This window comes from Streptomyces sp. UNOC14_S4 (genome assembly GCF_020740835.1).
Classification (GTDB): Bacteria; Actinomycetota; Actinomycetes; order Streptomycetales; family Streptomycetaceae; genus Streptomyces.
In genome coordinates this window covers 18,228-39,018 of the sequence record NZ_JAINFC010000003.1, presented here as the reverse complement: position 1 = coordinate 39,018, position 20,791 = coordinate 18,228, and the positions used below count along the sequence as shown (strand labels likewise).

The following is a 20,791-nucleotide window of genomic DNA, read 5'->3' as shown; positions in this document are numbered from 1 at the left end:
CCCACTATGCGCAACCTCCGCAGAAGAGCGGCACTGGCACCGGTGCTGCTCACCTCCCTCTCACTCGCCCTGGCCGGCTGCTCGCCGTTCGAAAGCAGCCCGACCCTGGACGAAGCGGTGAGCACCAGTGAAGCCGGCACCACACCCTCCAAGTCCGACTTGAAGCTCGTGACACCCGCCCCGGGGGACGCCGCGCCCAGCGCCGTCACCGTCCCGGCCGGAGGCGGTGTCACGGCGCGGAAGCCTCCAGTGAAGGTCGACTCGATCGACGAGAAGAGCGGCCGCGCCGTCATATCCCAGAACGTCACCCCGAACCCGCCCGGTCCGTCCGGCACACCGGGTTCGTCGGCTACACCGACGACACCGACGGCCCCCAAGCCCGTCGCCGTCGGCGACATCATTGCCAGCAAGCCCGCGCCCGGCGCCCCCAAGGGCATCCTGGCCAAGGTCACGAAGGTGGAGAAGAAGACCTCGAAGGGCACCGAGGTCCGTACCGCCCCGGCCGATCTCTCCACCGTGCTGGGCGATGCCAAGGTCAAGAGCAAGCTGCCCGTCGACCCGTCCGGCTTCAAGGCCGATTCGCTCGTCCCGGGGGTGAAGTTCTCCTGGGCCCAGCGAGGTAACGTCCACGCCGGACCCGAGGGCCTCAAACTGCCCTTCGGCAGCCTGCGCGTCGACGTCGACACCACGATCGACACGGAGAAGGACGCCAAGAAGGACGGGCCGGACAGTCCGACCAAAGCATCGCTCAAGGGCTTCGTCCAACTCGCGCCACAGATCGACTTCACCTACTACGGCCGCGGTTCGGGCGACGGCCCCTCCGGGGCGGGCCTGAGGCTGAGCGGCGACTGGTCCTCGGGATTCCACTTCAAGGGGAGGACGGCCCCCACGACCGGCAAACCGGTGCGGGTGCCGTTTGTCGTCCTGCACGCCAACCCGACCTTCTACATCGGTGAACTTCCGGTGACCGTCAACATCGACCTCACCTGCTACGTCCTGATCGACGCCGACGGCAAGGCGAGCCTGGACGTCCAGCAGGACCCGGTGAAGGGCGACTTCGCCCTCGGTTCCGCGTTCGGTCTGCGCGAGGGGTGGCAGCCGGAGGCCAAGGCGAACTTCACCCCCGCGACGCTGAAGGCCAGCGCCTCGGCCGCGGTCAACGCGAAGGTCCGGTTCGGCACCGAGGCGAACCTCGGCCTCTACGGCAGCGTGGGGGTGAAGGGCGACGTCGCCGCGCCGTACGTGCGCACCGAGGTCAAGGGCGGGGCCAGCGGGTCGACCGAGGGCAAGGCCGCGGCCGACGCCGACTGGAAGCTGTTCGCGGGGGTCGACCTGGAGGGATGGGTCATGCCGTATCTGAAGATCGGCGGCGTGCAGGCGTTCGCGATGCGCCTGCCGATGCCCAAGGTGCAGCGCGAGGTGCAACTCGCACACGGCAAGGGAGCCATACGGATCCCCCAGCCGCGCACTCCGCAGGACGACACGCCACCGGGTGACAAGGACCGATCCGGCGGCAGCAAGCCCCAGCAGCACTGATACACCGACGCTCCGCCCACCCGGCGACGCCAGGGAGGCGAGGCGTCGTCAGCGGGGCGGAAGGCGCGAGCGTGGGACCCGCCGGGACCTGTCACGTCCGACGGGGGCTCCCACGCTCGCGGCGCGGCAGAGCTGTGCCGCAGGACACCGGATCCGTACCACGGTGGGCGGCCGACAGTGGTGACGACGCCTCCGTCCCAAGGCGGGTCAGCGCGCCCTTCCTCGTGGTTTGAGCGGCACCGGCGGGAGCGCGGGCGCGGCCAGCGAGGGGCCGTCGTAGCCCCGCACCTCCCCGAAACGGGTTCCTGTCATCCAGTCCTCGCGCGCCTCGGCGATCTCCTCTCCCGTACGCCCCACGAAGTTCCACCACATGACAATGCGCTCCTCGAACGGCTCTCCGCCGAGCAGCATGAACGCGCTGTCCACATCGGCGCGGACCGGGAGTTCGGCGCGGCCGCAGCCCAGATAGAGCATGGAGCCCGGCGCGAGGCGTACGCCGTCCACCTCCGCCTCGCCGGACATGGTCAGCGCCGCGTACTCGAAGTCCGGCCGGACCGGGAGGCGCGCCGAGGCCCCCGCGGCAAGGGCGATGTCCGCTCCTGTCAGCGGGCTGAATGTGGTGGCGGGGGAGACCGTGCCGTCGAGCTCGCCCATGACGACCGTGGCGCGCAGCCCGCCGCCCGTCACCTGTGGCAGCTCGGCATGGTGCTCCCACATCGGGGCTGTGTGCCGGTGGGCATCCGGCAGCGCGACCCACAGCTGGGCGCCGTGCAGCAGGGGCAGGTGCCCGCGCGGCGACTCCTCGGAGTGCGCGATGGCGCGCCCCGCCGTCATCAGACCCAGCTGCCCCGGCCGCAGGGTCCGGAGGCTGCCCAGGCTGTCCCGGTGCAGCACCTCGCCCTCATGGAGCCAGCTGACGGTCTGGAGGCCCATGTGCGGGTGCGGCGGCACCTGCATCCCCGGCTCGTCGGCGATGTTGTCGGGTCCGTAGTGGTCGACGAAGCACCACGCGCCCACCATGCGCCGCCCCAGGCTGGGCAGCAGGCGCCGGACGACCGTGCTCTCGCCGAGCGGGACCGTCTTCGCGGGCAACAGGTCGCGTACCGGCCGCGCCATGACGTCCGCGCGGCCGCCGCATACGGCCGGGGCGGGCCGGAGATCGAGATTGCTCATGGCAGCACTGTGCCAGCGGAGGCCGCCGAGCGGCAGGCCTGTGGACAACCGGCTGCGCCGCCTGGCCGCACCCCTTCACCGGGTGCGACGCGTAAGGCGCGTGATGCGTGTGATGCACAAGCCGCGTTCGTCCGCGCGCCCCCGTACCAGCACCTCGTACGCCCAGGCCGACGCGGACACCAGTGCCCCGCCCAGCAGCCACCCGGCCACTACGTCGGACAGCCAGTGCACGCCCAGGTACAGCCGTGTGAAACCCACCCCGATCACCGATACCGCGCTCGCCGCCCAGGTGACGCGAATGACTCCCGCACGCGAGCGGTGCAACCACAGCAGCCACACCAGCAGCCCGCACGTCACGGTGGCGGTCAGTGCGTGGCCCGAAGGGAACGCCTGGTAGGACGCGGTGGCCACCGGATCCGGCCAGCGCGGGCGGCTCCGTCCGACAGCGGCTTTGAGCGTCTGCTGCAGCACCGTGCCCAGCGCGGACGTCACCGCGATCCAGACCACGAGCAGCCACTCCCGCCGCCGCGCGAGCCGGATCGCGGCGATGGCGAGCACCGCGCGCATCGTCCACGGGTCCCACAGCACCCCCGACAGCCAGCGCACCACGCGCGTCCAGCCCTGGTGCCCGACAGCCAACGGATGCAGCCCGTCCGCGACCCGGCGGTCGAGCGATATCAGCGGCCCCCACGAGCAGGCGACCAGCACCAGCAGGACGACGAACAGCGCGCACAGGACGGCAGCGCACCGCCAGGTGCGGCGGGCGATGTGCCCCGGAGCGGCGGGCGTGGCGGGCGTGGCGGGCATGGCGGGACGCGTAGGAACGTGCATGGCCGGATCTTTACGGACGACGTCCCCGCCGCGCCACCTTTCCGGCTTTCCGGAGGCGCGCGGCTAGCGCAGCGCGCTGAGCCCGGGGACGAACGTCACCAGCAGCGGCGCGGCGGGCACCAGTGCCGCGACGGCCGTCAGCCGCAGCCGCCGCGCCGCCGTCAGCCGCGGCGCGGGCTCCAGCAGCCGGTGCACGCGGCCCGGCACCTGCGACAGCTGCGTGGGACAGGGGCCGAAGACCCCGCGGTCCTCGTTGAGTTCGACCAGGGCCAGTGCGGTCGTCAGGCGGCCGAACCGTCGCGAGGCCGCGTCGTCCGCCGCCAGCTCGACGAGATGGTGCACCTGGTCGCGGAACGCGGCGAACACCGGCACCTGGGGGAAACCCGTCGCCAGGGCCGAGGAACAGTGCAGCAGCCAGTGGTGCCGCGCCCGCGCGTGGCCCTGCTCGTGGGCCAGCACCGCGTCGAGCTGGGAGTCCGAGAGGCGGCGCAGCGCGCCCGTCGTGACGACCAGTCGCGGGGCCGTGCGGCCGCGCAGCCACCAGGCGTCCGGCCGCTCGCCCTCCAGCACCACCAGTCGCCCCGCGCCCGGCGCTTCGCCGGGCAACTGCGGGGCACGGACGAGGAGTTCGGCGCGGCGCCGCCGCCTGCGGGCCCGCGCGAGGCGGATCTCGCGCGTCAGCATCGCCCCGGTCCATACGGCACCGAAGGCCAGCAGCACGGCCAGCGGCGCGGCCCACGGCCGGTACGAGGCGAGGGCGTACGCCTCGACGACGCCGCTCGGAGCGAGCGCGAACACGTGGCCGCGCACCGCCTCCCACGCCGCGGCAGCGCTGAGGGACATGGCGAGGACGCAGCACAGCAGTACGGTGCTCACCGCGCATTGCCATACCCACAGGGCCACGACGGGTTCGCGGTCGGGCCAGTCGGCGCGGGTCAGTACGCGCGGCGCCAGTGTTGCGACGAGTCCGCCGAGAAGCAGCAGCGCGAGCGGGACCATCATGGCGGCAGCCTATGAGCGCCACGCTCCGTGAGGGTACGGTCCCGCGTGCGAAGTGACGCATCCCACGGGCCGTGTCCTCTGCGGCCTCGGAGAGCGGTCAGAGAGTGAGGAGCATCGCCAGCATGCCGATGCCCATCGACAGCCTGCAGGCGTTGGTGAGGTTCGGCCGGCCCGGCCAGACGGCCTCCCCGGCGGTCACGGAGACGACCGGCACCAGGGCCGCCACCGACCGTACGACGTACACGGCGAAGTACATCAGCAGCAGGCCCGTCAGCAAGGGTGTTCCCGCCGGGATGTGGCCGCCGGCCGTGTGCCCGGTCCCGCTGTGTCCGCTGTGGCTGCTCATCGGGGTGCCCGCCATGGCCAGTGCCATGTAGACCATGGCGAGCGCGCCGATCGCGTGGTGCAGATGCGGGCCGTCCGTGCGGCCGCGTGCCACCAGGAGCGAGCGCAGACCGGCCGCCCCGAAGACGACCGCGAACGCGGCGGCCCCCCAGGGTCTGGTGTCGAGGACGGCGGTCGGGACCGCCATCACCGCCATGCCGAGGCCCATCAGGGCGTCGCCGCCGGTGGCGGTGGACGCCGCGGATCCTGCCCTGCCACCGGAACGCATGCTCGCGAGGCAGTACGCGCCGGTCGCGGCGCACAGGGCCACCAGGAGCCAGTCGATGAGCGGCGGTCCGTGCACAGCACACCTCCCGGATGCGCAGACCTACCCCCGGAGGATTCCCCTTCCAGTTGCATCACATGGGAGCGCACGGGCGCAGAGGGGGAGCTTTTCAGGGCGTGCGGTGCGCCCGCGCATGCGCGGTGTCACGGAGGGCGCACCGGAGGGGCCGGCTAGATGCCCGGGCGGTAGCGCATGGGGTGGTTCCCGGGCACTTCCACCACCGCGATGCGCACTCCGTCGGGGTCCGCGATCCACATCTCGATCAGCCCCCACGGCTTGGTCTCCGGCGACTCCAGCACCTGGACGTCCCGGCGGAGGAACTCCTCGTGGGCCGCCGCGGCGTCCGCGACCTGGAACCACAGCTCGAGGCCGGGCCCCGGCGGCGCGTCGGCGCGGCCCGACACCTCCAGGAAGCCGCCGCCCAGGAAGTAGACGGTGCCCCGCTCGGGGCCGGTCCCGAACTCGCGGTAGACGGCGAGGCCCAGGGTCCGGCCGTAGAAGTCCCGGGACCGTTCCGGGTCGGTGGGCCGCAGTAGCACTCTGCTGCTCAGTACATGCACCATGACGGCGACTGTACGCAGAGCTGATCGGGTTAGTGTGCGTATGCAATAGATATATGCAGTGGAAACGTATGGAGAGGACCGCAGGGAGACCATGGAGACCGCCAGCAGCCGCACTGCCGAGCCGACCTTCCGGGAGGCCACCGTGGCCGACGTGCCCGCCCTCGTGACGCTCGTGGAATCGGCCTACCGCGGCGACGCCAGCCGCGTCGGATGGACGACCGAGGCGGACATCCTGGACGGGCAGCGGACCGACGCCGAGGGCGTCCGGGCCGTCGTGACGGACGAGAACAGCTGTCTGCTCGTGGCCGAGCGCGACGGCGAGACCATCGCCTGCTGCCAGCTCGAACACCGCGGCGCGCACGCCTACTTCGGGATGTTCGCCGTCCGCCCGTCGCTGCAGGGCTCGGGCCTCGGCAAGGTGGTCATAGCCGAGGCCGAGCGGTTCGCGCGTGCCGAATGGGGTGTCCGCGAGATGCACATGACGGTCATCCGGCAGCGTGACGAGCTCATCGCCTGGTACGAGCGGCGCGGCTACCGCCGCACCGGGCAGATGTCGCCCTTCCCCTACGGCGACGAGCGCTTCGGCATTCCCCAGCGCGACGACCTCGAGTTCGAGCTGCTGGTCAAGGAACTCGGGTAGCACTGGGCCGTATGGTCAGCGGTAAGGGGCACTGTCCCTGGACAGTGCCCCTTACCGCCCGTCTTCCCGCATCGCTGCGCACGACGGCCGTCGCCCCGCGTCACGCCCTGTGCTACAGCCTGCCCGCTTCCACGAGCCGGCTCAGGAAGCGCCGCGTACGTTCCTGCCGCGGCGCGCCGAAGACCTCGGCGGGCGTGCCCCGCTCCAGCACCACGCCGCCGTCGAGGAAGCACACCTGGTCGGCGACGTCCCGGGCGAAGCCCATCTCGTGCGTGGCGAGGACCATGGTCATGCCCTCCTCCTTGAGCTCGCGGACGAGCCCCAGCACCTCGCCGACCAGCTCCGGGTCGAGGGCGGCGGTGATCTCGTCGAGCAGCAGCAGCCGGGGCCGTACCGCCAGGGCCCGTGCGATCGCCACACGCTGCTGCTGTCCGCCGCTCAGCCGGTCCGGGTAGGCGCCCGCCCTGTCACCCAGACCGAGCCGCTCCAGGAGCTCCCGCGCCTGGTCCTCCGCCTCGTCCCGCGGCACCCCGTGCACCCGGCGCGGGGCCAGCGTGATGTTCTCGAGCACGGTCATGTGGGGGAAGAGGTTGTACGCCTGGAAGACCACGCCGATCCGGCGGCGCACCGTGTCCGGATCCACGCGCGGGTCGGTGATCTCCTCCCCGTCCAGGAAGACGGCGCCGTCGTCGATCTCCTCCAGCAGGTTGGCGCAGCGCAGCAGCGTCGACTTGCCCGAGCCGGACGAGCCGATGAGCGCGGTCACGGTGTGCGGGGCGACCTCCAGATCGACGTCGCGCAGCACGACCGACGTGCCGAACGTCTTGCGGACGGCCTCCAGCCGCAGCACCGCCCGGGACGACTCCGTGACGCTCATGCGATCCCTCCCTGCGTCCGGCGGCGGTCCATCCGCGCGGTGGCCCAGTCCGCGAACCGCGTCAAGGGGATGGTGAGGGCCACGAAGACGAGCCCGGCGACCACGTAGGGCGTGTAGTTGAAGCTCTTCCCGGCGAGGATCTGTGCCGCGTAGACGGCGTCGACGGCGCCCGCGATCGAGACCAGCCCGGTGTCCTTCTGGAGCGAGACCAGGTCGTTGAGGAGCGGCGGGATCACGCGGCGTACGGCCTGCGGCAGCACGACGTGGCGCAGCGCCTGCCGGTGGGTGAGCCCCAGAGAGCGGGCCGCGGCCCACTGGCTGGGGTGCACGGACTCGATCCCCGCGCGGAACACCTCGGAGACATAGGCCGAGTACGTGAGCACCAGCGCCGTACCGCCCAGCAGCACCGGGTCGGTCGTCACCCCCTGCAGACGCAGTGCGGGCACACCGAAGACGACCAGCAGCAGGCAGATCACGAGGGGCAGGCCACGGAAGAAGTCCGTGTAGGCGGTGGCGAGGGCGCGCAGGGGAAAGAAGACCGGGCCGCGCAGGGTCCGCGCGATCGCCAGCAGCAGCCCGAGCGCCAGGACCGCGGCTCCGCAGATCACCAGCAGGCGCAGATTGAGCAGCAGCCCGTCCAGCACCTTCGGCAGTGCCTCGCGCGCGTAGTGGGCGCTGAAGAACGTCTCGCGGGTGCGCGGCCAGCCGGGCGACGCGAGGACCGCGAGCACCAGCACCGTGCCGGTGACCACGGTGCTGACGGTGGCCACCGTCGTGGCCCGCCGGGTGCGGGACCGGCGGATCCGCTCGCGCTCCAGGCGGCGGGCCGACGGGACGTATGCCCCCGGCGGGACCTGGGCCTCCGGGGGCGCGACCGCGGCGGTCGCGGGGTGCTCGGCCGTCATGTCAGCACCGGGGCGTCGGCGGCCTCGGAGAGCCAGGTCTTCTCCAGGCGGGCGAGGGTGCCATCCTCGTGCAGCGAGTCGACGGCTCTGTTCACGCAGGCGGTGAGCCCGCTGCCTTTGTCGAGCGCGATGCCGAACTGTTCGGCGCGGCCTCCCGAGGACGGGAACTGCCCGACGATCCTCGCCTCCGGGATCTCCGCCGAGGTGATGAAGAAGGCCGTGGGCAGGTCGACCACGATCGCGTCCACCTGGCCGTTCTTCAGCGCCGTCTTGGCGTGGTCGTTCTTCTGGAAGACGGCCGGTTGCCGGCCGGGGCGGACGGTGTCGTTCACGAGGTCGAGGCTCGTGGTGCCCACCATCGCGCCCAGCTTGGCGTGCCGGAGGTCCTCGACCGTGGTGGCTTTGGCGGCGGGCGAATCCTTCAGCGCGACGACCGCCTGGCGGACCGTGTAGTAGCCGGACGAGAGGTCGACCGCCCTGCGGCGCTCGTCGCTGACGGAGATCTGGTTGAAATCGAGGTCGAATTTCTTCCTGCCCGGCGCGACGGCGGAGTTGAACGGGACGGTCTGCCAGACCACGTCGGAGCGGGCGTAGCCGAGCCGGTCGGCGACGGCGTAGGCGACGGCCGACTCGAAGCCCTTGCCGCCGGCCGGATCGTCGTCGCGGAACCACGGCGCGTAGGCGGGCTTGTCGGTGCCCACGGTCAGTTTGCCGTCGGCCACGGTGGCCAGCCGTCCCTTCGCGCACCCGGTTCCGGTGGACAGTCCCGCGGGCGGCGCCGCGGAGCCGGTGTCCTCCTGCGGGGCACAGCCCGCCACGGCGGCGACCAGGACCGCCAGGACGGCGCCGAGGCGCAGCGGGCGGCCGCGCCGGACGGGCCGGGTGGACCAGGCGGACCAGGCGGAAACGGAGGGTGCGGCGCGGGAGCCGGAACGGGCAGTCGTCCGGTGTGTGCGCTCAGTGGCGGCTGACATGCCGGGAGACTGGCAGCGCCCGAGGGAGTCTGTCCAGGTCGGACCGCCAGCTGTCCGAATAGCGGAAGAGTGTTGCCGGTTCGTGAATTCTCGCTGCTCCCGCCGGGTAGCCGCCGGGAAGAAGCCGGCAATGGCCGGAACACGGCTAGGACAGTGGCCGACGCCCTCTGCGGCGCACGCGGCGGATTGAGGCTCCTGGGGCCGTCAGGGGGAGCAGCGGCAGGAAAAATCGCGGCCTGAACGAGGGGCGGCAGGATAATTTATGGCTTCCCCTCTTGAGCGGAAGAACCGCACACAGATACGGTGTCTTAACGCCAAGTTTTTCTGAGGAGGGGCAGCCATGTCGGAAATTTTCTCGTCGATGACGATAGCAGCCGAGGAAACGGCGGCGGGCCGCGTGGTCGACCACCCGGCCTGGGCCACGCTCAAGGACGCGGTGGAAACGATCCGGCCGTGGCAGTCCCCCGACGGATCGATCGACCTCGAAGCGGAGGGGGCACCGCCGGGCGAGAGCGTACGGGCCGAGGTCGGCCGCGTCGTCGCGGCCGTCGAGCACCTCGCGCCGCTCCTGCCGCACGACGCCGAGTACCACCGGGCGCTCGTCGCCGACCTGCGCCGCTGGGCCGACTCCGGCTTCGGCGTCCCGGACTTCCTCGACTCGCTGCTGGCCTTCCAGCCCGCCGCCCAGCGCGCCGACGGCCTCCAGCACCTCGTCGTCTTCCCCATGTACACGCAGAACGGCAACCCCGACCGCAATGTCGAGGCCGTCGTGCTGCGCGTCGTCTGGCCGGAGTGGCTCGCCGAGCTCGAGCGCACCCGCTACGACAACCCCCTCTTCCTCGGCATCACGTTCGAGGACTTCACCTCCGGGTACGACACCAACTCCGCCGTCCTCTTCCCGGAGACCATCGCGGTCCGCGAAGCACCCGAGCGCTTCACCTGGGGCGGCATCTTCTGCGACCGCGAGGCCGCCCGCTTCCGCCGGGTCACCGAGGCGGCCGTCGCCGCGCTCGGCCTGGAGCTCCCCGCCGACATCCAGGACATGATCGGCGACCAGCAGCGCTGCCAGCAGGCCTTCGTGCTCTGGGACATGGTCCACGACCGCACCCACAGCCACGGCGACCTGCCGTTCGACCCGTTCATGATCAAACAGCGGCAGCCCTTCTGGATGTACGGCCTGGAGGAGCTGCGCTGCGACCTCACCGCCTTCAAGGAGGCCGTCAAGCTCGAGGCCGACGGCTACGCCCAGGGCCGTGACGTGCAGTACGCCGTCCTCTTCGACCGGATGTTCCGCTTCCCGGTCACCGGCGAGCGCGTCCGCAACTACGACGGCCTCGGCGGGCAGCTGCTCTTCGCCTACCTCCACCGGCACGACGTCGTACGCTGGACGGACAACACCCTGCACATCGACTGGGAGCGCGCCCCGCAGGTCACCAACCGCCTCTGCGCCGAGATCGAGAAGCTCTACCGCGACGGGATCGACCGCCCCAAGCTCGTGCACTGGTTCGCCGCCTACGAGCTGGTCTCGGCCTACCTCTCCCCGCACCCCGGCTCCGTGTGGGCCAAGGGCCCCGACGCCCTCGACCTGACCCAGCCGCCCCGCAAGCTCGTCGACGACGTGCTGCCGGACGAGTTCCCGCTCAGCATGTTCTACGAGGCCCTTGCCAAGAAGCTGCGCGGCGTGATCGCCTCGACCAAGGGGATCACCGCGGCGAGCAAGGAAGCGGCGGCCGCGTGAGCACGAGCGAGAAGGAGGCGACGATCATGAGCACAGAGACCAACGGCAACCACCGGCTGGACGGGGCAGTCGTAGCGGTGGCGGGCGCGGCCGGTCCGGCCGGCCGCGCGACGCTGCTGCGGCTCGCCGAGGCCGGAGCGACCGTCGTCGCCGCCGACGCGGACGCGGCCCGCCTCGCCGAGGCCGTGGACGCCGCCCGCTACGCCCACGGGGGCGCCACCGTCACCGGTGACACGGTGGACCTGCTCGACCTGGACGCGACCCGCGCCTGGGCCGACCGCACCGAGAAGGAATTCGGCCGCGTCGACGGCCTGGTGCACCTGGTCGGCGGCTGGCGCGGCTCGGCGACGTTCGCCGAGACCGACCTGGCGGACTGGGAGCTGCTGGAGAGGCTGCTCATCCGCACCGTGCAGCACACCTCGCTGGCCTTCGAGGCCCCGCTCCACCGCAGCGGCAACGGCCGCTTCGTCCTCGTGAGCGCCGCGGGCGCCAGCAAGCCCACCGCGGGCAACGCCGCGTACGCCGCCTCCAAGGCGGCCGCCGAGGCGTGGACGCTCGCCCTTGCCGACTCCTTCCGCAAGGCCGGGGGCGACGCGGGCCCCTCCGCGGCCGCCACCGTCCTGGTCGTGAAGGCACTGGTGCACGACGCCATGCGCGCCGAGCGCCCGAACGCGAAATTCGCGGGCTTCACCGACGTCAAGGACCTGGCCGAGGCCATCGCCGGCGTCTGGCGGAAGCCCGCTCGAGAAGTGAACGGAACCCGTCAGTGGCTGACCCCGCAACCGTGACCGCGACGACCGACGCTGTCCGCAGGCACGACCCCGAGCTGCGCGGTTTCGCCAGCGACAACTACGCCGGGGCGCACCCGGAGATCCTGGCGGCGATAGCCCTCGCCAACGGCGGCCACCAGGTCTCCTACGGCGAGGACGACTACACCGCGCACCTCCAGGACGTGATGCGCGGTCACTTCGGCCCGACGGCACAGACCTTCCCGGTCTTCAACGGCACCGGTGCCAACATCCTCGCCCTCCAGGCGGCGAGCGAGCGCTGGGGCGCGGTGATCTGCGCCGCCACCGCGCACATCAACGTCGACGAGGGCGGGGCGCCGGAGCGCGTGGCCGGGGTGAAGCTGCTCGCCGTGCCGACGGAGGACGGCAAGCTCACCCCCGAGCTCATCGACCGGGAGGCCTGGGGCTGGGAGGACGAGCACCGCGCGCAGCCGCAGATCGTCTCGATCGCCCAGACCACCGAGCTCGGCACCTGCTACACGCCCGAGGAGATCCGGGAGATCTGCGACCACGCCCACGAGCGGGGCATGAAGGTCCACCTCGACGGCGCGCGCCTGGCCAACGCCGCGGCCACGCTGGGCGTCCCGCTGCGGGCCTTCACCACCGACGCCGGGGTCGATCTGCTCTGCTTCGGCGGCACCAAGAACGGGCTGCTGTTCGGCGAGTCCGTCGTCGTGCTCAACCCGGACGCGGTGCGCGGAATGGCGCACCTGCGCAAGGCGTCCATGCAGCTCGCGTCCAAGATGCGCTTCATGTCGGTCCAGTTCGAGGCCCTGCTCGCCGGTGACCTGTGGCTCCGCAGCGCCTCGCACGCCAACGCCATGGCCACGCGCCTCGCCGAGGGCGTACGGGCCGTGGACGGCGTCGAGATCCTCTATCCGGTGCAGTCCAACGCCGTGTTCGCCCGGCTGCCGCACGAGGTGACCGAGCGCCTCCAGAAGCGCCACCGCTTCTACTACTGGGACGAAGCGGCGGGCGACGTGCGCTGGATGTGCTCCTTCGACACCACCGAGGCCGACGTGGACGGCTTCGTCGCCGTGGTCGCGGAGGAGATGGGCAAGCACAAGTAGCGGGACGCCATACGCACACAGCCGTGCGGCCGTGATGTCGGTGACATCGCGGCCGCACGACTGTGTCCATGGGCCCCGAAGGGCGCGGGGCGGCTTTCCCCCGGTCGCCAGGCGCGGCCGCTCAGCGACCCAGCGCTCCGGCCTCCGCCGGGGTCGGGGCCGTACCACCGAGGTGGGCCGGGATCCACCACGTGTCCTCCGGGCCCTTCGGGCGGACCGGATACGCCCGCTGGGCCGATTCCAGCAGCTCCTGGACGCGGCCGCGCACCCGCTCGGTGATGCAGTCCGGGGACTCCGACGGGTCGGCGGTGATGGGCTCGCCCACCCGCATGGTGATCGGTATGTGGTTGCGGCCCAGATCCCGCTTGTGCCCCTTGGTCCACAGCCGCTGCGTGCCCCACAGCGCCATCGGGAGCACCGGCACGCCCGCCTCCTGGGCGAGCCGGGCCGCGCCCGACTTGAAGTTCTTCAGCGTGAACGACTGCGAGATGGTCGCCTCCGGGAAGACACCGATGATCTCCCCCGAGCGGAGTGCCGACAGCGCGTGCTTGTACGCGCCCGTGCCCGCCGCGCGGTCGACCGGGATGTGCTTCATGGCACGCATGAGCGGCCCGGACACCTTGTGCCGGAAGACGGACTCCTTCGCCATGAAGCGCACCAGCCGCTTCGCGGGCCGGGCCGCCAGCCCGCAGAAGACGAAGTCGAGGTAGCCGATGTGGTTGCTCACCAGCACCGCCCCGCCGCGCTGCGGCACGTGTTCGGTGCCCTGGATGTCGAAGCGCAGGTCGAGCGCCTTGAACAGGGAACGGGCGGCACCGATCACCGGGGGGTAGACGAGTTCTGCCATATCGGGGAAATCCTTATGGGCCTGGGGAGCAGGCTCCCGGCTGAAGTTACGCGGCCGTAGGTTCTGGCTACGGGCCGATCGTGCCTGATCGCCCGGCCGACGGACCAGCCAGGACACCCCGTGGACCGGGAGATTCTCATCACGTCGGCCCGCGGCGCCGGAGATTGTCCGGTAGGGCGACCGTACACTGCGCACCCCGGACAGACCCGGGCAGACCCCCACGGGCGGCAGACCGGGGCGCTCCCGGAGGGCGTGGTTCCCCCGTGTTCCCCCGTGTCCGCGGACGCGGCGGGAAATTTCCGGGGCTCCGACGGCGCTGCAATCGGAGAACACCACGGGCGGACGATCACACGAGACGATCACACGAGAGGGGCGGGCGTGCCGGTGCGGGGCGAGGAGACGCGGCTGGAGGCCGCCGAGCTCGGCGCGGAGCTGGGGGAGCGGGCCACGCTCGTCCAGTTCTCCAGCGCCTTCTGTCAGCCGTGCCGGGCCACCAGACGCACCCTGGCGGACGTCGCCGCCATGGTCGACGGGGTCGCGCACATCGAGATCGACGCCGAGGCCAGGCTCGGGCTCGTCCGCGCCCTCGGCATCGCGGCCACCCCCACCGTGCTGGTCCTCGACGCGGCGGGCCGCGTCGTACGCCGCGCCACCGGGCAGCCTCGCAAGGCCGATGTCATCGCCGCACTCGGCGCCGCGGTCTGACGGCCCGTGATCCCCCTCCCGACCTCCCGGCCACGCTTGACGCTGTACACACAGAATCGTCAGGGTGACGTCATGTGGCCCGCACTGCTTCTCCGTGGACGTGTGCACATCGATCTGCTCAGGACCGCGAGCGCGCGCTGTCCGGGGCAGTGAGCGTCCCCGACCGTACAGCTCCTGCTCCGACCTCCAGCAGAAGGACAGATCCATGACGGCCACGCCCGGACTCGGCTCGCCCCGCCTCGCCGCCCCCGAACTGTTGCGCTCCGTCTTCCGCAGGCACGCCGCGGGTGTCGCCGTGATCACCGCGTACGGCAGCCGCCCGGTCGGCTTCACCGCCACCTCGCTCACCTCGGTCGCGGCCGAGCCCCCGCTCGTCTCCTTCGGTGTCGGCACCGGCTCGTCGAGCTGGCCCGTGCTGGCCGAGGCGGAACACATAGGCGTCCACATACTCGGCGAGCACCAGGAGGAGCTCGCCGCCACCTTCGCGCGCAGCGGTGCCGACCGCTTCGCCCCGCCCACCAGCTGGCGGCGCGGCCCCGAGGGCGTGCCGCTGCTCGACGGCGTCCTGGCCTGGCTGGTGTGCCGGGTGGTCGCCCGGGTGCCCGCCGGCGACCACCGTGTCGTGCTCGCGGAGGTCGTCGCGGGCGACCCCGCGGGCGCCGGCCGCCCGCTGCTCTACCACCAGGGTCGCTTCAACGCTTTGCGCGACTGAGACGTCCCTGGTCGGGCGCGTTGGGCAGATCACAGTCCAGGTGCCTTGCGTTCGTGGGACACCCTCGCTGTACTGACGAGTAACATTCCGTTCGGGGCGTTGCCCGGACGCGAGCGGAACGCGCCCCTCGAGGCGCCTATGCTGCCTGAACAAGGCAGCTACGAAGAGACGATGCAGTAGGAGAGCCGGCGTGAGCTTGAGGATCGTTGTCACTGTGAAGTACGTGCCCGACGCCACCGGCGACCGGCACTTCGCCGAAGACCTGACCGTCGACCGCGACGACGTGGACGGCCTGCTCTCGGAGCTCGACGAGTACGCGGTCGAGCAGGCGCTGCAGATCAAGGAAGCGGCCGACGACGACGCGGAGATCACCGTCCTGACCGTGGGCCCCGAGGACGCCAAGGACGCGCTGCGCAAGGCGCTGTCCATGGGCGCCGACAAGGCCGTCCATGTCGAGGACGACGACCTGCACGGCACCGACGCGCTGGGCACGTCGCTGGTGCTGGCCAAGGCCCTCGAGCACGTCGGCTACGACCTGGTCATCTCCGGTATGGCCTCCACCGACGGCGGCATGGGCGTGGTCCCGGCGATGCTCGCCGAGCGCCTGGGCGTCCCGCAGGTGACGCTGCTGTCCGAGGTCGCCGTGGCCGGCCGTAAGGTGACCGGCCGCCGCGACGGCGACGCCGCGAGCGAGCAGCTGGAGGCGTCCCTCCCGGCCGTCGTGTCCGTCACGGACCAGTCGGGCGAGGCCCGTTACCCGTCCTTCAAGGGCATCATGGCCGCCAAGAAGAAGCCGGTGGAGTCCCTGGACCTCTCCGACCTCGGCATCGAGGCGGAGGAGGTCGGCCTCGAAGGCGCCTGGACCAAGGTCGACGAGGCCACGGAGCGTCCCGCCCGTTCCGCGGGCACCGTCGTCAAGGACGAGGGCGAGGGCGGCAAGCAGCTCGCCGAGTTCCTCGCGGGCCAGAAGTTCATCTAGCGGCGGTCCCGGGGGCCGTGAGGCTCCCGGCCCCCACCGCGGCTGCGCTTCCGTCAGCCCGTACGAACCGTCATCCGCCTCTTTTCTGCGCAGGAGTTCCATCCCATGGCTGAAGTTCTCGTCTACGTCGACCACGTGGACGGTGCCGTCCGCAAGCCCACCCTCGAACTGCTCACCCTCGCCCGCCGCATCGGCGAGCCCGTCGCCGTGCACCTGGGCGCCGGTGCCGACGCCGCCGCGCAGACGCTCGGCGAGTACGGCGCGATGAAGGTCCTCACGGCCGACGCCGCCGAGTTCGCCGACTACCTCGTCGCCCCCAAGGTGGACGCCCTGGAGGCCGCGTACAAGGCCGTCTCCCCGGCCGCCGTGCTCGTCCCGTCCTCCGCGGAGGGCAAGGAGATCGCGGCCCGCCTCGCGGTGCGCATCGGCTCCGGCATCATCACCGACGCCGTCGACCTGGAGGCGGGCGCCGAGGGCCCGGTGGCCACGCAGTCCGTCTTCGCGGCCTCGTACTCCACCAAGTCCCGCGTCTCCAAGGGCACGCCGGTCATCACCGTCAAGCCCAACTCCGCCGCTCCGGAGGCCGCCCCGGCCGCCGGTACGGTCGAGCAGCTCGCCGTCTCCTTCGGTGAGAAGTCGACCGGCACCAAGGTCGTCTCCCGCACCCCGCGCGAGTCGACCGGCCGCCCCGAGCTGACCGAGGCCGCGATCGTGGTCTCCGGCGGCCGCGGTGTCAACGGCGCCGAGAACTTCTCCCTCATCGAGGGCCTGGCCGACTCGCTCGGCGCGGCCGTCGGCGCCTCGCGCGCCGCCGTCGACGCGGGCTGGTACCCGCACACCAACCAGGTCGGCCAGACCGGCAAGTCGGTCTCGCCGCAGCTGTACATCGCGGCGGGCATCTCCGGCGCGATCCAGCACCGGGCCGGCATGCAGACCTCGAAGACCATCGTGGCCATCAACAAGGACGCCGAGGCCCCGATCTTCGACCTGGTCGACTACGGCGTGGTCGGCGACCTCTTCGAGGTCGTCCCGCAGCTGACGGAGGAGATCAAGACCCGCAAGGGCTGATCCCGCCGCACGACAAGGCCCCGTACGACAAGGCCTCGCATGACAAGGCCCCGCACGCACCCGCGTGCGGGGCCTTTTGTGCGTCACGGGCTGTTGACCTTGGGCCTGGGTCCTCGTTAACTTCGCTGCACGGATGGGGAATTCCGTGCAGCGGAAACGCGGAGGGTGGGCATGGGGCAGCACCAGACGGTCGCGACGACGTTCAGCAGCGCGGTGCGGGAGGAGGTCGCGGTCTCGCTCGCCGGGGTCGACGCGGAGCTCGCGCGGCGTTATCCGGGCGACCCGGGGACGCGGCAGCCCGTGCACACCGTCTATGTACCGGCGGACGTGTTCGCCGCCGACACCGTCCGGTCCTGGGGCGACCGCGCCCTCGCGGCCCTCGACGAGCACGCCCGCGACGCCGCCGCGTTCGGTGCCGTGCTCGGGCTGCCCGCCGGGCTCGCCGGGCCCGTCCACGAGCGCGTACGGGCCAAGCTGGAACGCGAGCCCGTGGAGGACCTGCGCATCGACTTCGAGGACGGCTACGGGGCGCGCCCCGACGCCGAGGAGGACGCCGCGGCGGTACGGGCGGCACACCTGGTGGCGCGCGCGTACGAGGACGGCACGGCGGCCCCGTACATGGGCATCCGCATGAAGTGCCTGGAGGCCGCCGTCCGCGACCGCGGCGTCCGCACGCTCGACATCTTCCTCACCGGGCTGATGGAGGCGGGCGGACTGCCCCGGGGTCTGGTCCTGACGCTGCCCAAGGTGACGTACGCCGAACAGGTCGCGGCGATGGCCCGGCTGGCGGAGGAGTTCGAGAAGGCCCGGGGCCTGGAGACCGGGCGCATACGCTTCGAGATCCAGATAGAGACCACCCAGGCGATCCTGGGCGCCGACGGCCGTGCCACCGTGGCCCGGATGATCGACGCGGCGGGAGGCCGCGCGACGGCGCTGCACTACGGCACCTTCGACTACAGTGCCGCCTGCGGGGTGGGCGCGGCGCAGCAGGCTCCCGACCACCCGGCGGCCGACCATGCCAAGGCCGTGATGCAGGTCGCCGCAGCGGGCACCGGCGTCCGGCTCTCGGACGGCTCGACCAATGTGCTGCCCGTCGGCCCCACCGCGCGGGTGCACGACGCCTGGCGGCTCCACCACCGGCTCGTACGCCGTGCGCTGGACCGTGCGTACTACCAGGGCTGGGACATGCACCCGGGCCATCTGCCCACCCGGTACGCGGCGGTGTACGCGTTCTACCGCGAGGGGCTCGGCCGGGCGGCCGAGCGACTGGCCGCATATGTCCGCAGGGCCGAGGGCGATGTGCTGGACGAGCCCGCGACGGCCAGGGCGCTCAGCGGCTTCCTGCTGCGGGGGCTGGACTGCGGGGCGCTCGACAGCGCGGAGGTGACCGGTCCGACCGGGCTGACGCGCGCGGACCTCGACCGGCTGGCGGGCCGGGCGGTCTGAGGGGCCGTCGGTGTTTCGCAGGAGCCACCGACGGCGGGCGGGTCAGCCCTCGGCGGGCGGGAGTTCCCCCGAGCCGCGGGGGATCAGACGGGTCGGCAGTTCGACGCGGCGCGGCGGCTCGGTCACCCCGTCCAGCCTGCGGAACAGCCGCTCCGCCGCGGTACGGCCGAGCCTGGCGGGGTCCTGGGCGACGACGGTGACGGCGGGGGAGAGGAGGTCGGCGAGTTCGAAGTCGTCGAAACCGACGAGGGCGACCGGGCGGGCCGCGGCCGCTATGACGCGCACGGCCGTGACCGTCACGCGGTTGTTGCCGGCGAACAGGGCGGTGACCGGCCGGGGGCCGGAGAGCATGGCCTCCGCCGCGGCTCGTACGCGTTCGGGCACGGTCGGTCCGAGCGACACCCAGCTCTCGTCCACGGGCAGCCCGGCGGCCCGCATGGCGGCGTGGTAACCGCGCAGCCGCTCGGTGGCGGTGTGGATGTGCGCCTGGTCGCCGATGAAGCCGATGCGGCGGTGGCCGTGGGCGACGAGGTGGGCGACGCCGTCGCGGGCGCCGCCGAAACTGTCGGAGAGCACGACGTCGGCGGCCAGCCGCCCGGCGGGCCGGTCGACGAAGACGGTGGCGATACCCGCCGTTATCTCCGGTTCCAGATAGCGGTGGTCGTCGCCCGCGGGGATGACGATCAGCCCGTCCACGCGGCGGGCGCAGAACGCCAGGGCCAACTCGCGCTCGCGCTCGGGGTCCTCCGCGCTGGAGCCGTTGATGAGGAGGGCGCCGTGCGCGCGGGCGACCTCCTCTACGGCGCGGTTGAGCGGCGCGTAGAAGGGGTCGGCGAGGTCCTCCAGGACCAGCCCGATCGAGGCGGTGCGGCCCTTGCGCAGGATGCGGGCGCTGTCGTTGCGCCGGAAGCCGAGCGCCGTGATGGCCTCCTGGACCCGCCGTTCGGTGTCCGGGGTGACACCGGGCTCGCCGTTCACCACGCGGGAGACGGTTTTGAGGCCCACTCCCGCGCGCGCCGCCACGTCCTTCATGGTCGGGCGGTTGCCGTAGCGGTACTGCGTGCTGGTGTCGGCCACGGTGGCTCGTCCTTTGCGTCTCGCGTGGGCCGCACGTGCTCCCAGTGGTCTCAGTGGTCTCACGTGCGCCGCACAGCCGGCGTCGGTGGGCGGGGGGTGACGTCGAGCATAGAGCCTGGACAACGTTGTCAACTCTGGGGAGACTGACGACCGCACGCCCTTTCGTCGCCTGTGGACCAGGAGATACCGCAGCAAATGCACACCGACCACACCGGCCTTGTCGCGGCCCTCGACATCGGCGGCACCAAGATCGCGGGGGCGCTGGTGGACGGCGAGGGCCGTCTGCTCGTCCGTGCCCAGCGGCCGACGCCCGCGCGGGAAGGCGCCGCGACGGTGATGGCCGCCGTGGCGGAGGTGCTGGACGAACTCGCCCGGTCCGCCACGTGGTCGCGCGTACGGGCGGTGGGCATCGGCAGCGCGGGCCCGGTCGACGCCTCGCGCGGCACGGTCAGCCCGGTCAACGTCCCGGGCTGGCGCGCGTTCCCACTGGTCGACGAGGTGCGGGAGCGGGCGGGCGGTCTGCTGCCGGTGACGCTGGTGGGCGACGGCGTCGCGATGACCGCCGCCGAACACTGGCAGGGCGCGGCGCGGGGCCACGCCAACGCCCTGTGCATGGTGGTGTCCACCGGTGTCGGCGGCGGGCTGGTCCTCGACGGCCGCCTTCACCCGGGGCCCACGGGCAATGCGGGCCACATCGGTCACATCAGTGTCGACCTCGACGGCGATATCTGTCCCTGTGGCGCGCGCGGCTGCGTCGAACGCATCGCCAGTGGCCCCAACATCGCGCGCCGCGCGCTCGACTCCGGCTGGCGGCCGGGCCCCGGGGGCGACCGGAGCGCCGCCGCCGTCGCGGCCGCGGCGCGGGCCGGGGACGCGGTGGCCCGGGCGTCCTTCGCGCGGGCCGCGCAGGCGCTGGCGGCCGGGATCGCGGCGACGGCCACCCTCGTCGAGATCGAGGTGGCGGTCATAGGAGGCGGGGTGGCGGGGGCCGGTGACGTCCTCTTCGCCCCGCTGCGCGAGCGCCTCCGCGACTACGCGACGCTGTCCTTCGCGTCGGGAGTGGAGGTCCTGCCCGCCCGGCTCGGCTCCGACGCGGGCCTGGTGGGGGCCGCGGCCGCGGCGGCACAGGAGCTGGAACTCTGGGCGGTGCCCGCGGGGCGGTGACACGTGGGGAGGGGTGGAACTCCCGC

21 protein-coding genes are annotated in these 20,791 nt (G+C 72.3%); 11 read left to right on the top strand and 10 right to left on the bottom strand.

Going from position 1 to position 20,791, the window contains the following annotated elements:
• Positions 1 to 6: 6 nt before the first annotated feature.
• Positions 7 to 1,536 (top strand): hypothetical protein, encoded by a 1,530-nt coding sequence (locus tag K6I34_RS00810; RefSeq protein ID WP_229322024.1) that lies wholly within the window; start codon positions 7 to 9, stop codon positions 1,534 to 1,536.
• 207 nt (positions 1,537 to 1,743) lie between these two features.
• Here the strand turns inward: K6I34_RS00810 and K6I34_RS00805 are convergent, their stop codons facing one another.
• The 5 genes from K6I34_RS00805 to K6I34_RS00785 form a co-directional block, all read right to left on the bottom strand.
• A complete protein-coding gene (locus K6I34_RS00805; RefSeq protein WP_229322023.1) occupies positions 1,744 to 2,709 on the bottom strand; it encodes a pirin family protein in 966 nt (321 codons plus the stop codon).
• A gap of 75 nt (positions 2,710 to 2,784) precedes the next feature.
• Complete coding sequence (locus K6I34_RS00800) at positions 2,785 to 3,516, bottom strand: phosphatase PAP2 family protein (RefSeq protein WP_229322022.1); 732 nt, start codon at positions 3,514 to 3,516, stop codon at positions 2,785 to 2,787.
• Between the two features lie 87 nt (positions 3,517 to 3,603).
• On the bottom strand, positions 3,604 to 4,542 hold the full coding sequence (locus tag K6I34_RS00795) for a M56 family metallopeptidase (protein WP_229322021.1): 939 nt from the start codon (positions 4,540 to 4,542) through the stop codon (positions 3,604 to 3,606).
• Positions 4,543 to 4,639: 97 nt separating this feature from the next.
• On the bottom strand, positions 4,640 to 5,230 hold the full coding sequence (locus K6I34_RS00790) for a DUF5134 domain-containing protein (RefSeq protein ID WP_229322020.1): 591 nt from the start codon (positions 5,228 to 5,230) through the stop codon (positions 4,640 to 4,642).
• A gap of 152 nt (positions 5,231 to 5,382) precedes the next feature.
• On the bottom strand, positions 5,383 to 5,775 hold the full coding sequence (locus K6I34_RS00785; protein WP_229322019.1) for a VOC family protein: 393 nt from the start codon (positions 5,773 to 5,775) through the stop codon (positions 5,383 to 5,385).
• A 91-nt stretch (positions 5,776 to 5,866) separates the two neighbouring features.
• Between K6I34_RS00785 and K6I34_RS00780 the strand changes: the two genes are divergently transcribed.
• Positions 5,867 to 6,415, top strand: coding sequence for a GNAT family N-acetyltransferase (locus K6I34_RS00780; RefSeq protein ID WP_229322018.1), 549 nt, complete (start codon positions 5,867 to 5,869; stop codon positions 6,413 to 6,415).
• A gap of 112 nt (positions 6,416 to 6,527) precedes the next feature.
• Here the strand turns inward: K6I34_RS00780 and K6I34_RS00775 are convergent, their stop codons facing one another.
• Genes K6I34_RS00775 through K6I34_RS00765 form a run of 3 tightly spaced genes read right to left on the bottom strand, consistent with a single transcriptional unit; the run spans position 6,528 to position 9,171 of the window.
• Positions 6,528 to 7,292: an amino acid ABC transporter ATP-binding protein gene (locus K6I34_RS00775; protein ID WP_229322017.1), complete on the bottom strand. Its 765-nt coding sequence runs from the start codon at positions 7,290 to 7,292 to the stop codon at positions 6,528 to 6,530.
• On the bottom strand, positions 7,289 to 8,197 hold the full coding sequence (locus tag K6I34_RS00770) for an amino acid ABC transporter permease (RefSeq protein ID WP_229322016.1): 909 nt from the start codon (positions 8,195 to 8,197) through the stop codon (positions 7,289 to 7,291). The genes K6I34_RS00775 and K6I34_RS00770 overlap by 4 nt, the downstream gene beginning before the upstream one ends.
• Positions 8,194 to 9,171, bottom strand: coding sequence for an ABC transporter substrate-binding protein (locus K6I34_RS00765; RefSeq protein ID WP_229322015.1), 978 nt, complete (start codon positions 9,169 to 9,171; stop codon positions 8,194 to 8,196). Before K6I34_RS00765 ends, K6I34_RS00770 begins: the two co-directional genes overlap by 4 nt.
• A gap of 340 nt (positions 9,172 to 9,511) precedes the next feature.
• Between K6I34_RS00765 and K6I34_RS00760 the strand changes: the two genes are divergently transcribed.
• The 3 genes from K6I34_RS00760 to K6I34_RS00750 are packed head-to-tail and all read left to right on the top strand — an operon-like array spanning position 9,512 to position 12,767.
• Positions 9,512 to 10,909 (top strand): DUF6421 family protein, encoded by a 1,398-nt coding sequence (locus K6I34_RS00760; protein WP_229322014.1) that lies wholly within the window; start codon positions 9,512 to 9,514, stop codon positions 10,907 to 10,909.
• 26 nt (positions 10,910 to 10,935) lie between these two features.
• On the top strand, positions 10,936 to 11,697 hold the full coding sequence (locus K6I34_RS00755) for an SDR family NAD(P)-dependent oxidoreductase (RefSeq protein ID WP_229322013.1): 762 nt from the start codon (positions 10,936 to 10,938) through the stop codon (positions 11,695 to 11,697).
• The gene (locus K6I34_RS00750) at positions 11,676 to 12,767 is read left to right on the top strand and encodes a low specificity L-threonine aldolase (RefSeq protein WP_229322012.1); all 1,092 of its coding nucleotides are present in this window, start codon (positions 11,676 to 11,678) and stop codon (positions 12,765 to 12,767) included. Before K6I34_RS00755 ends, K6I34_RS00750 begins: the two co-directional genes overlap by 22 nt.
• A 121-nt stretch (positions 12,768 to 12,888) precedes the next feature.
• Here K6I34_RS00750 and K6I34_RS00745 read toward each other — a convergent pair whose 3' ends face one another.
• The gene (locus tag K6I34_RS00745) at positions 12,889 to 13,614 is read right to left on the bottom strand and encodes a 1-acyl-sn-glycerol-3-phosphate acyltransferase (RefSeq protein WP_229322011.1); all 726 of its coding nucleotides are present in this window, start codon (positions 13,612 to 13,614) and stop codon (positions 12,889 to 12,891) included.
• A gap of 378 nt (positions 13,615 to 13,992) precedes the next feature.
• Between K6I34_RS00745 and K6I34_RS00740 the strand changes: the two genes are divergently transcribed.
• The 5 genes from K6I34_RS00740 to K6I34_RS00720 all read left to right on the top strand — a co-directional run bounded on the left by K6I34_RS00740 (position 13,993) and on the right by K6I34_RS00720 (position 18,524).
• On the top strand, positions 13,993 to 14,319 hold the full coding sequence (locus tag K6I34_RS00740; protein WP_229322010.1) for a thioredoxin family protein: 327 nt from the start codon (positions 13,993 to 13,995) through the stop codon (positions 14,317 to 14,319).
• A gap of 205 nt (positions 14,320 to 14,524) precedes the next feature.
• A complete protein-coding gene (locus tag K6I34_RS00735; RefSeq protein WP_229322009.1) occupies positions 14,525 to 15,031 on the top strand; it encodes a flavin reductase family protein in 507 nt (168 codons plus the stop codon).
• Between the two features lie 190 nt (positions 15,032 to 15,221).
• Entirely contained in the window at positions 15,222 to 16,010 is a 789-nt protein-coding gene (locus K6I34_RS00730) for an electron transfer flavoprotein subunit beta/FixA family protein (protein WP_229322008.1), read from the top strand.
• A 105-nt stretch (positions 16,011 to 16,115) separates the two neighbouring features.
• Positions 16,116 to 17,078 (top strand): electron transfer flavoprotein subunit alpha/FixB family protein, encoded by a 963-nt coding sequence (locus K6I34_RS00725; RefSeq protein WP_229322007.1) that lies wholly within the window; start codon positions 16,116 to 16,118, stop codon positions 17,076 to 17,078.
• 171 nt (positions 17,079 to 17,249) lie between these two features.
• Complete coding sequence (locus K6I34_RS00720) at positions 17,250 to 18,524, top strand: aldolase/citrate lyase family protein (RefSeq protein ID WP_229322006.1); 1,275 nt, start codon at positions 17,250 to 17,252, stop codon at positions 18,522 to 18,524.
• A 42-nt stretch (positions 18,525 to 18,566) separates the two neighbouring features.
• On the opposite strand, the gene K6I34_RS00715 is transcribed toward K6I34_RS00720, so the two are convergent.
• Entirely contained in the window at positions 18,567 to 19,556 is a 990-nt protein-coding gene (locus K6I34_RS00715; protein ID WP_229322031.1) for a LacI family DNA-binding transcriptional regulator, read from the bottom strand.
• Between the two features lie 240 nt (positions 19,557 to 19,796).
• On the opposite strand from K6I34_RS00715, the gene K6I34_RS00710 reads away from it, so the two are divergent.
• Entirely contained in the window at positions 19,797 to 20,765 is a 969-nt protein-coding gene (locus K6I34_RS00710) for an ROK family protein (protein ID WP_229322005.1), read from the top strand.
• Positions 20,766 to 20,791 lie beyond the last annotated feature (26 nt).

Bases quoted from the DNA above. Each gene is read 5' to 3' on its own strand.
- K6I34_RS00770 (WP_229322016.1), bottom strand. From the start codon at position 8,197: ATGACGGCCGAGCACCCCGCGACCGCCGCGGTCGCGCCCCCGGAGGCC.
- K6I34_RS00710 (WP_229322005.1), top strand. From the start codon at position 19,797: ATGCACACCGACCACACCGGCCTTGTCGCGGCCCTCGACATCGGCGGC.
- K6I34_RS00800 (WP_229322022.1), bottom strand. From the start codon at position 3,516: ATGCCCGCCACGCCCGCCACGCCCGCCGCTCCGGGGCACATCGCCCGC.
- K6I34_RS00720 (WP_229322006.1), top strand. From the start codon at position 17,250: ATGGGGCAGCACCAGACGGTCGCGACGACGTTCAGCAGCGCGGTGCGG.
- K6I34_RS00785 (WP_229322019.1), bottom strand. From the start codon at position 5,775: ATGGTGCATGTACTGAGCAGCAGAGTGCTACTGCGGCCCACCGACCCG.
- K6I34_RS00735 (WP_229322009.1), top strand. From the start codon at position 14,525: ATGACGGCCACGCCCGGACTCGGCTCGCCCCGCCTCGCCGCCCCCGAA.
- K6I34_RS00775 (WP_229322017.1), bottom strand. From the start codon at position 7,292: ATGAGCGTCACGGAGTCGTCCCGGGCGGTGCTGCGGCTGGAGGCCGTC.
- K6I34_RS00765 (WP_229322015.1), bottom strand. From the start codon at position 9,171: ATGTCAGCCGCCACTGAGCGCACACACCGGACGACTGCCCGTTCCGGC.
- K6I34_RS00805 (WP_229322023.1), bottom strand. From the start codon at position 2,709: ATGAGCAATCTCGATCTCCGGCCCGCCCCGGCCGTATGCGGCGGCCGC.
- K6I34_RS00755 (WP_229322013.1), top strand. From the start codon at position 10,936: ATGAGCACAGAGACCAACGGCAACCACCGGCTGGACGGGGCAGTCGTA.
- K6I34_RS00725 (WP_229322007.1), top strand. From the start codon at position 16,116: ATGGCTGAAGTTCTCGTCTACGTCGACCACGTGGACGGTGCCGTCCGC.
- K6I34_RS00760 (WP_229322014.1), top strand. From the start codon at position 9,512: ATGTCGGAAATTTTCTCGTCGATGACGATAGCAGCCGAGGAAACGGCG.
- K6I34_RS00795 (WP_229322021.1), bottom strand. From the start codon at position 4,542: ATGATGGTCCCGCTCGCGCTGCTGCTTCTCGGCGGACTCGTCGCAACA.
- K6I34_RS00810 (WP_229322024.1), top strand. From the start codon at position 7: ATGCGCAACCTCCGCAGAAGAGCGGCACTGGCACCGGTGCTGCTCACC.
- K6I34_RS00780 (WP_229322018.1), top strand. From the start codon at position 5,867: ATGGAGACCGCCAGCAGCCGCACTGCCGAGCCGACCTTCCGGGAGGCC.
- K6I34_RS00715 (WP_229322031.1), bottom strand. From the start codon at position 19,556: ATGAAGGACGTGGCGGCGCGCGCGGGAGTGGGCCTCAAAACCGTCTCC.
- K6I34_RS00745 (WP_229322011.1), bottom strand. From the start codon at position 13,614: ATGGCAGAACTCGTCTACCCCCCGGTGATCGGTGCCGCCCGTTCCCTG.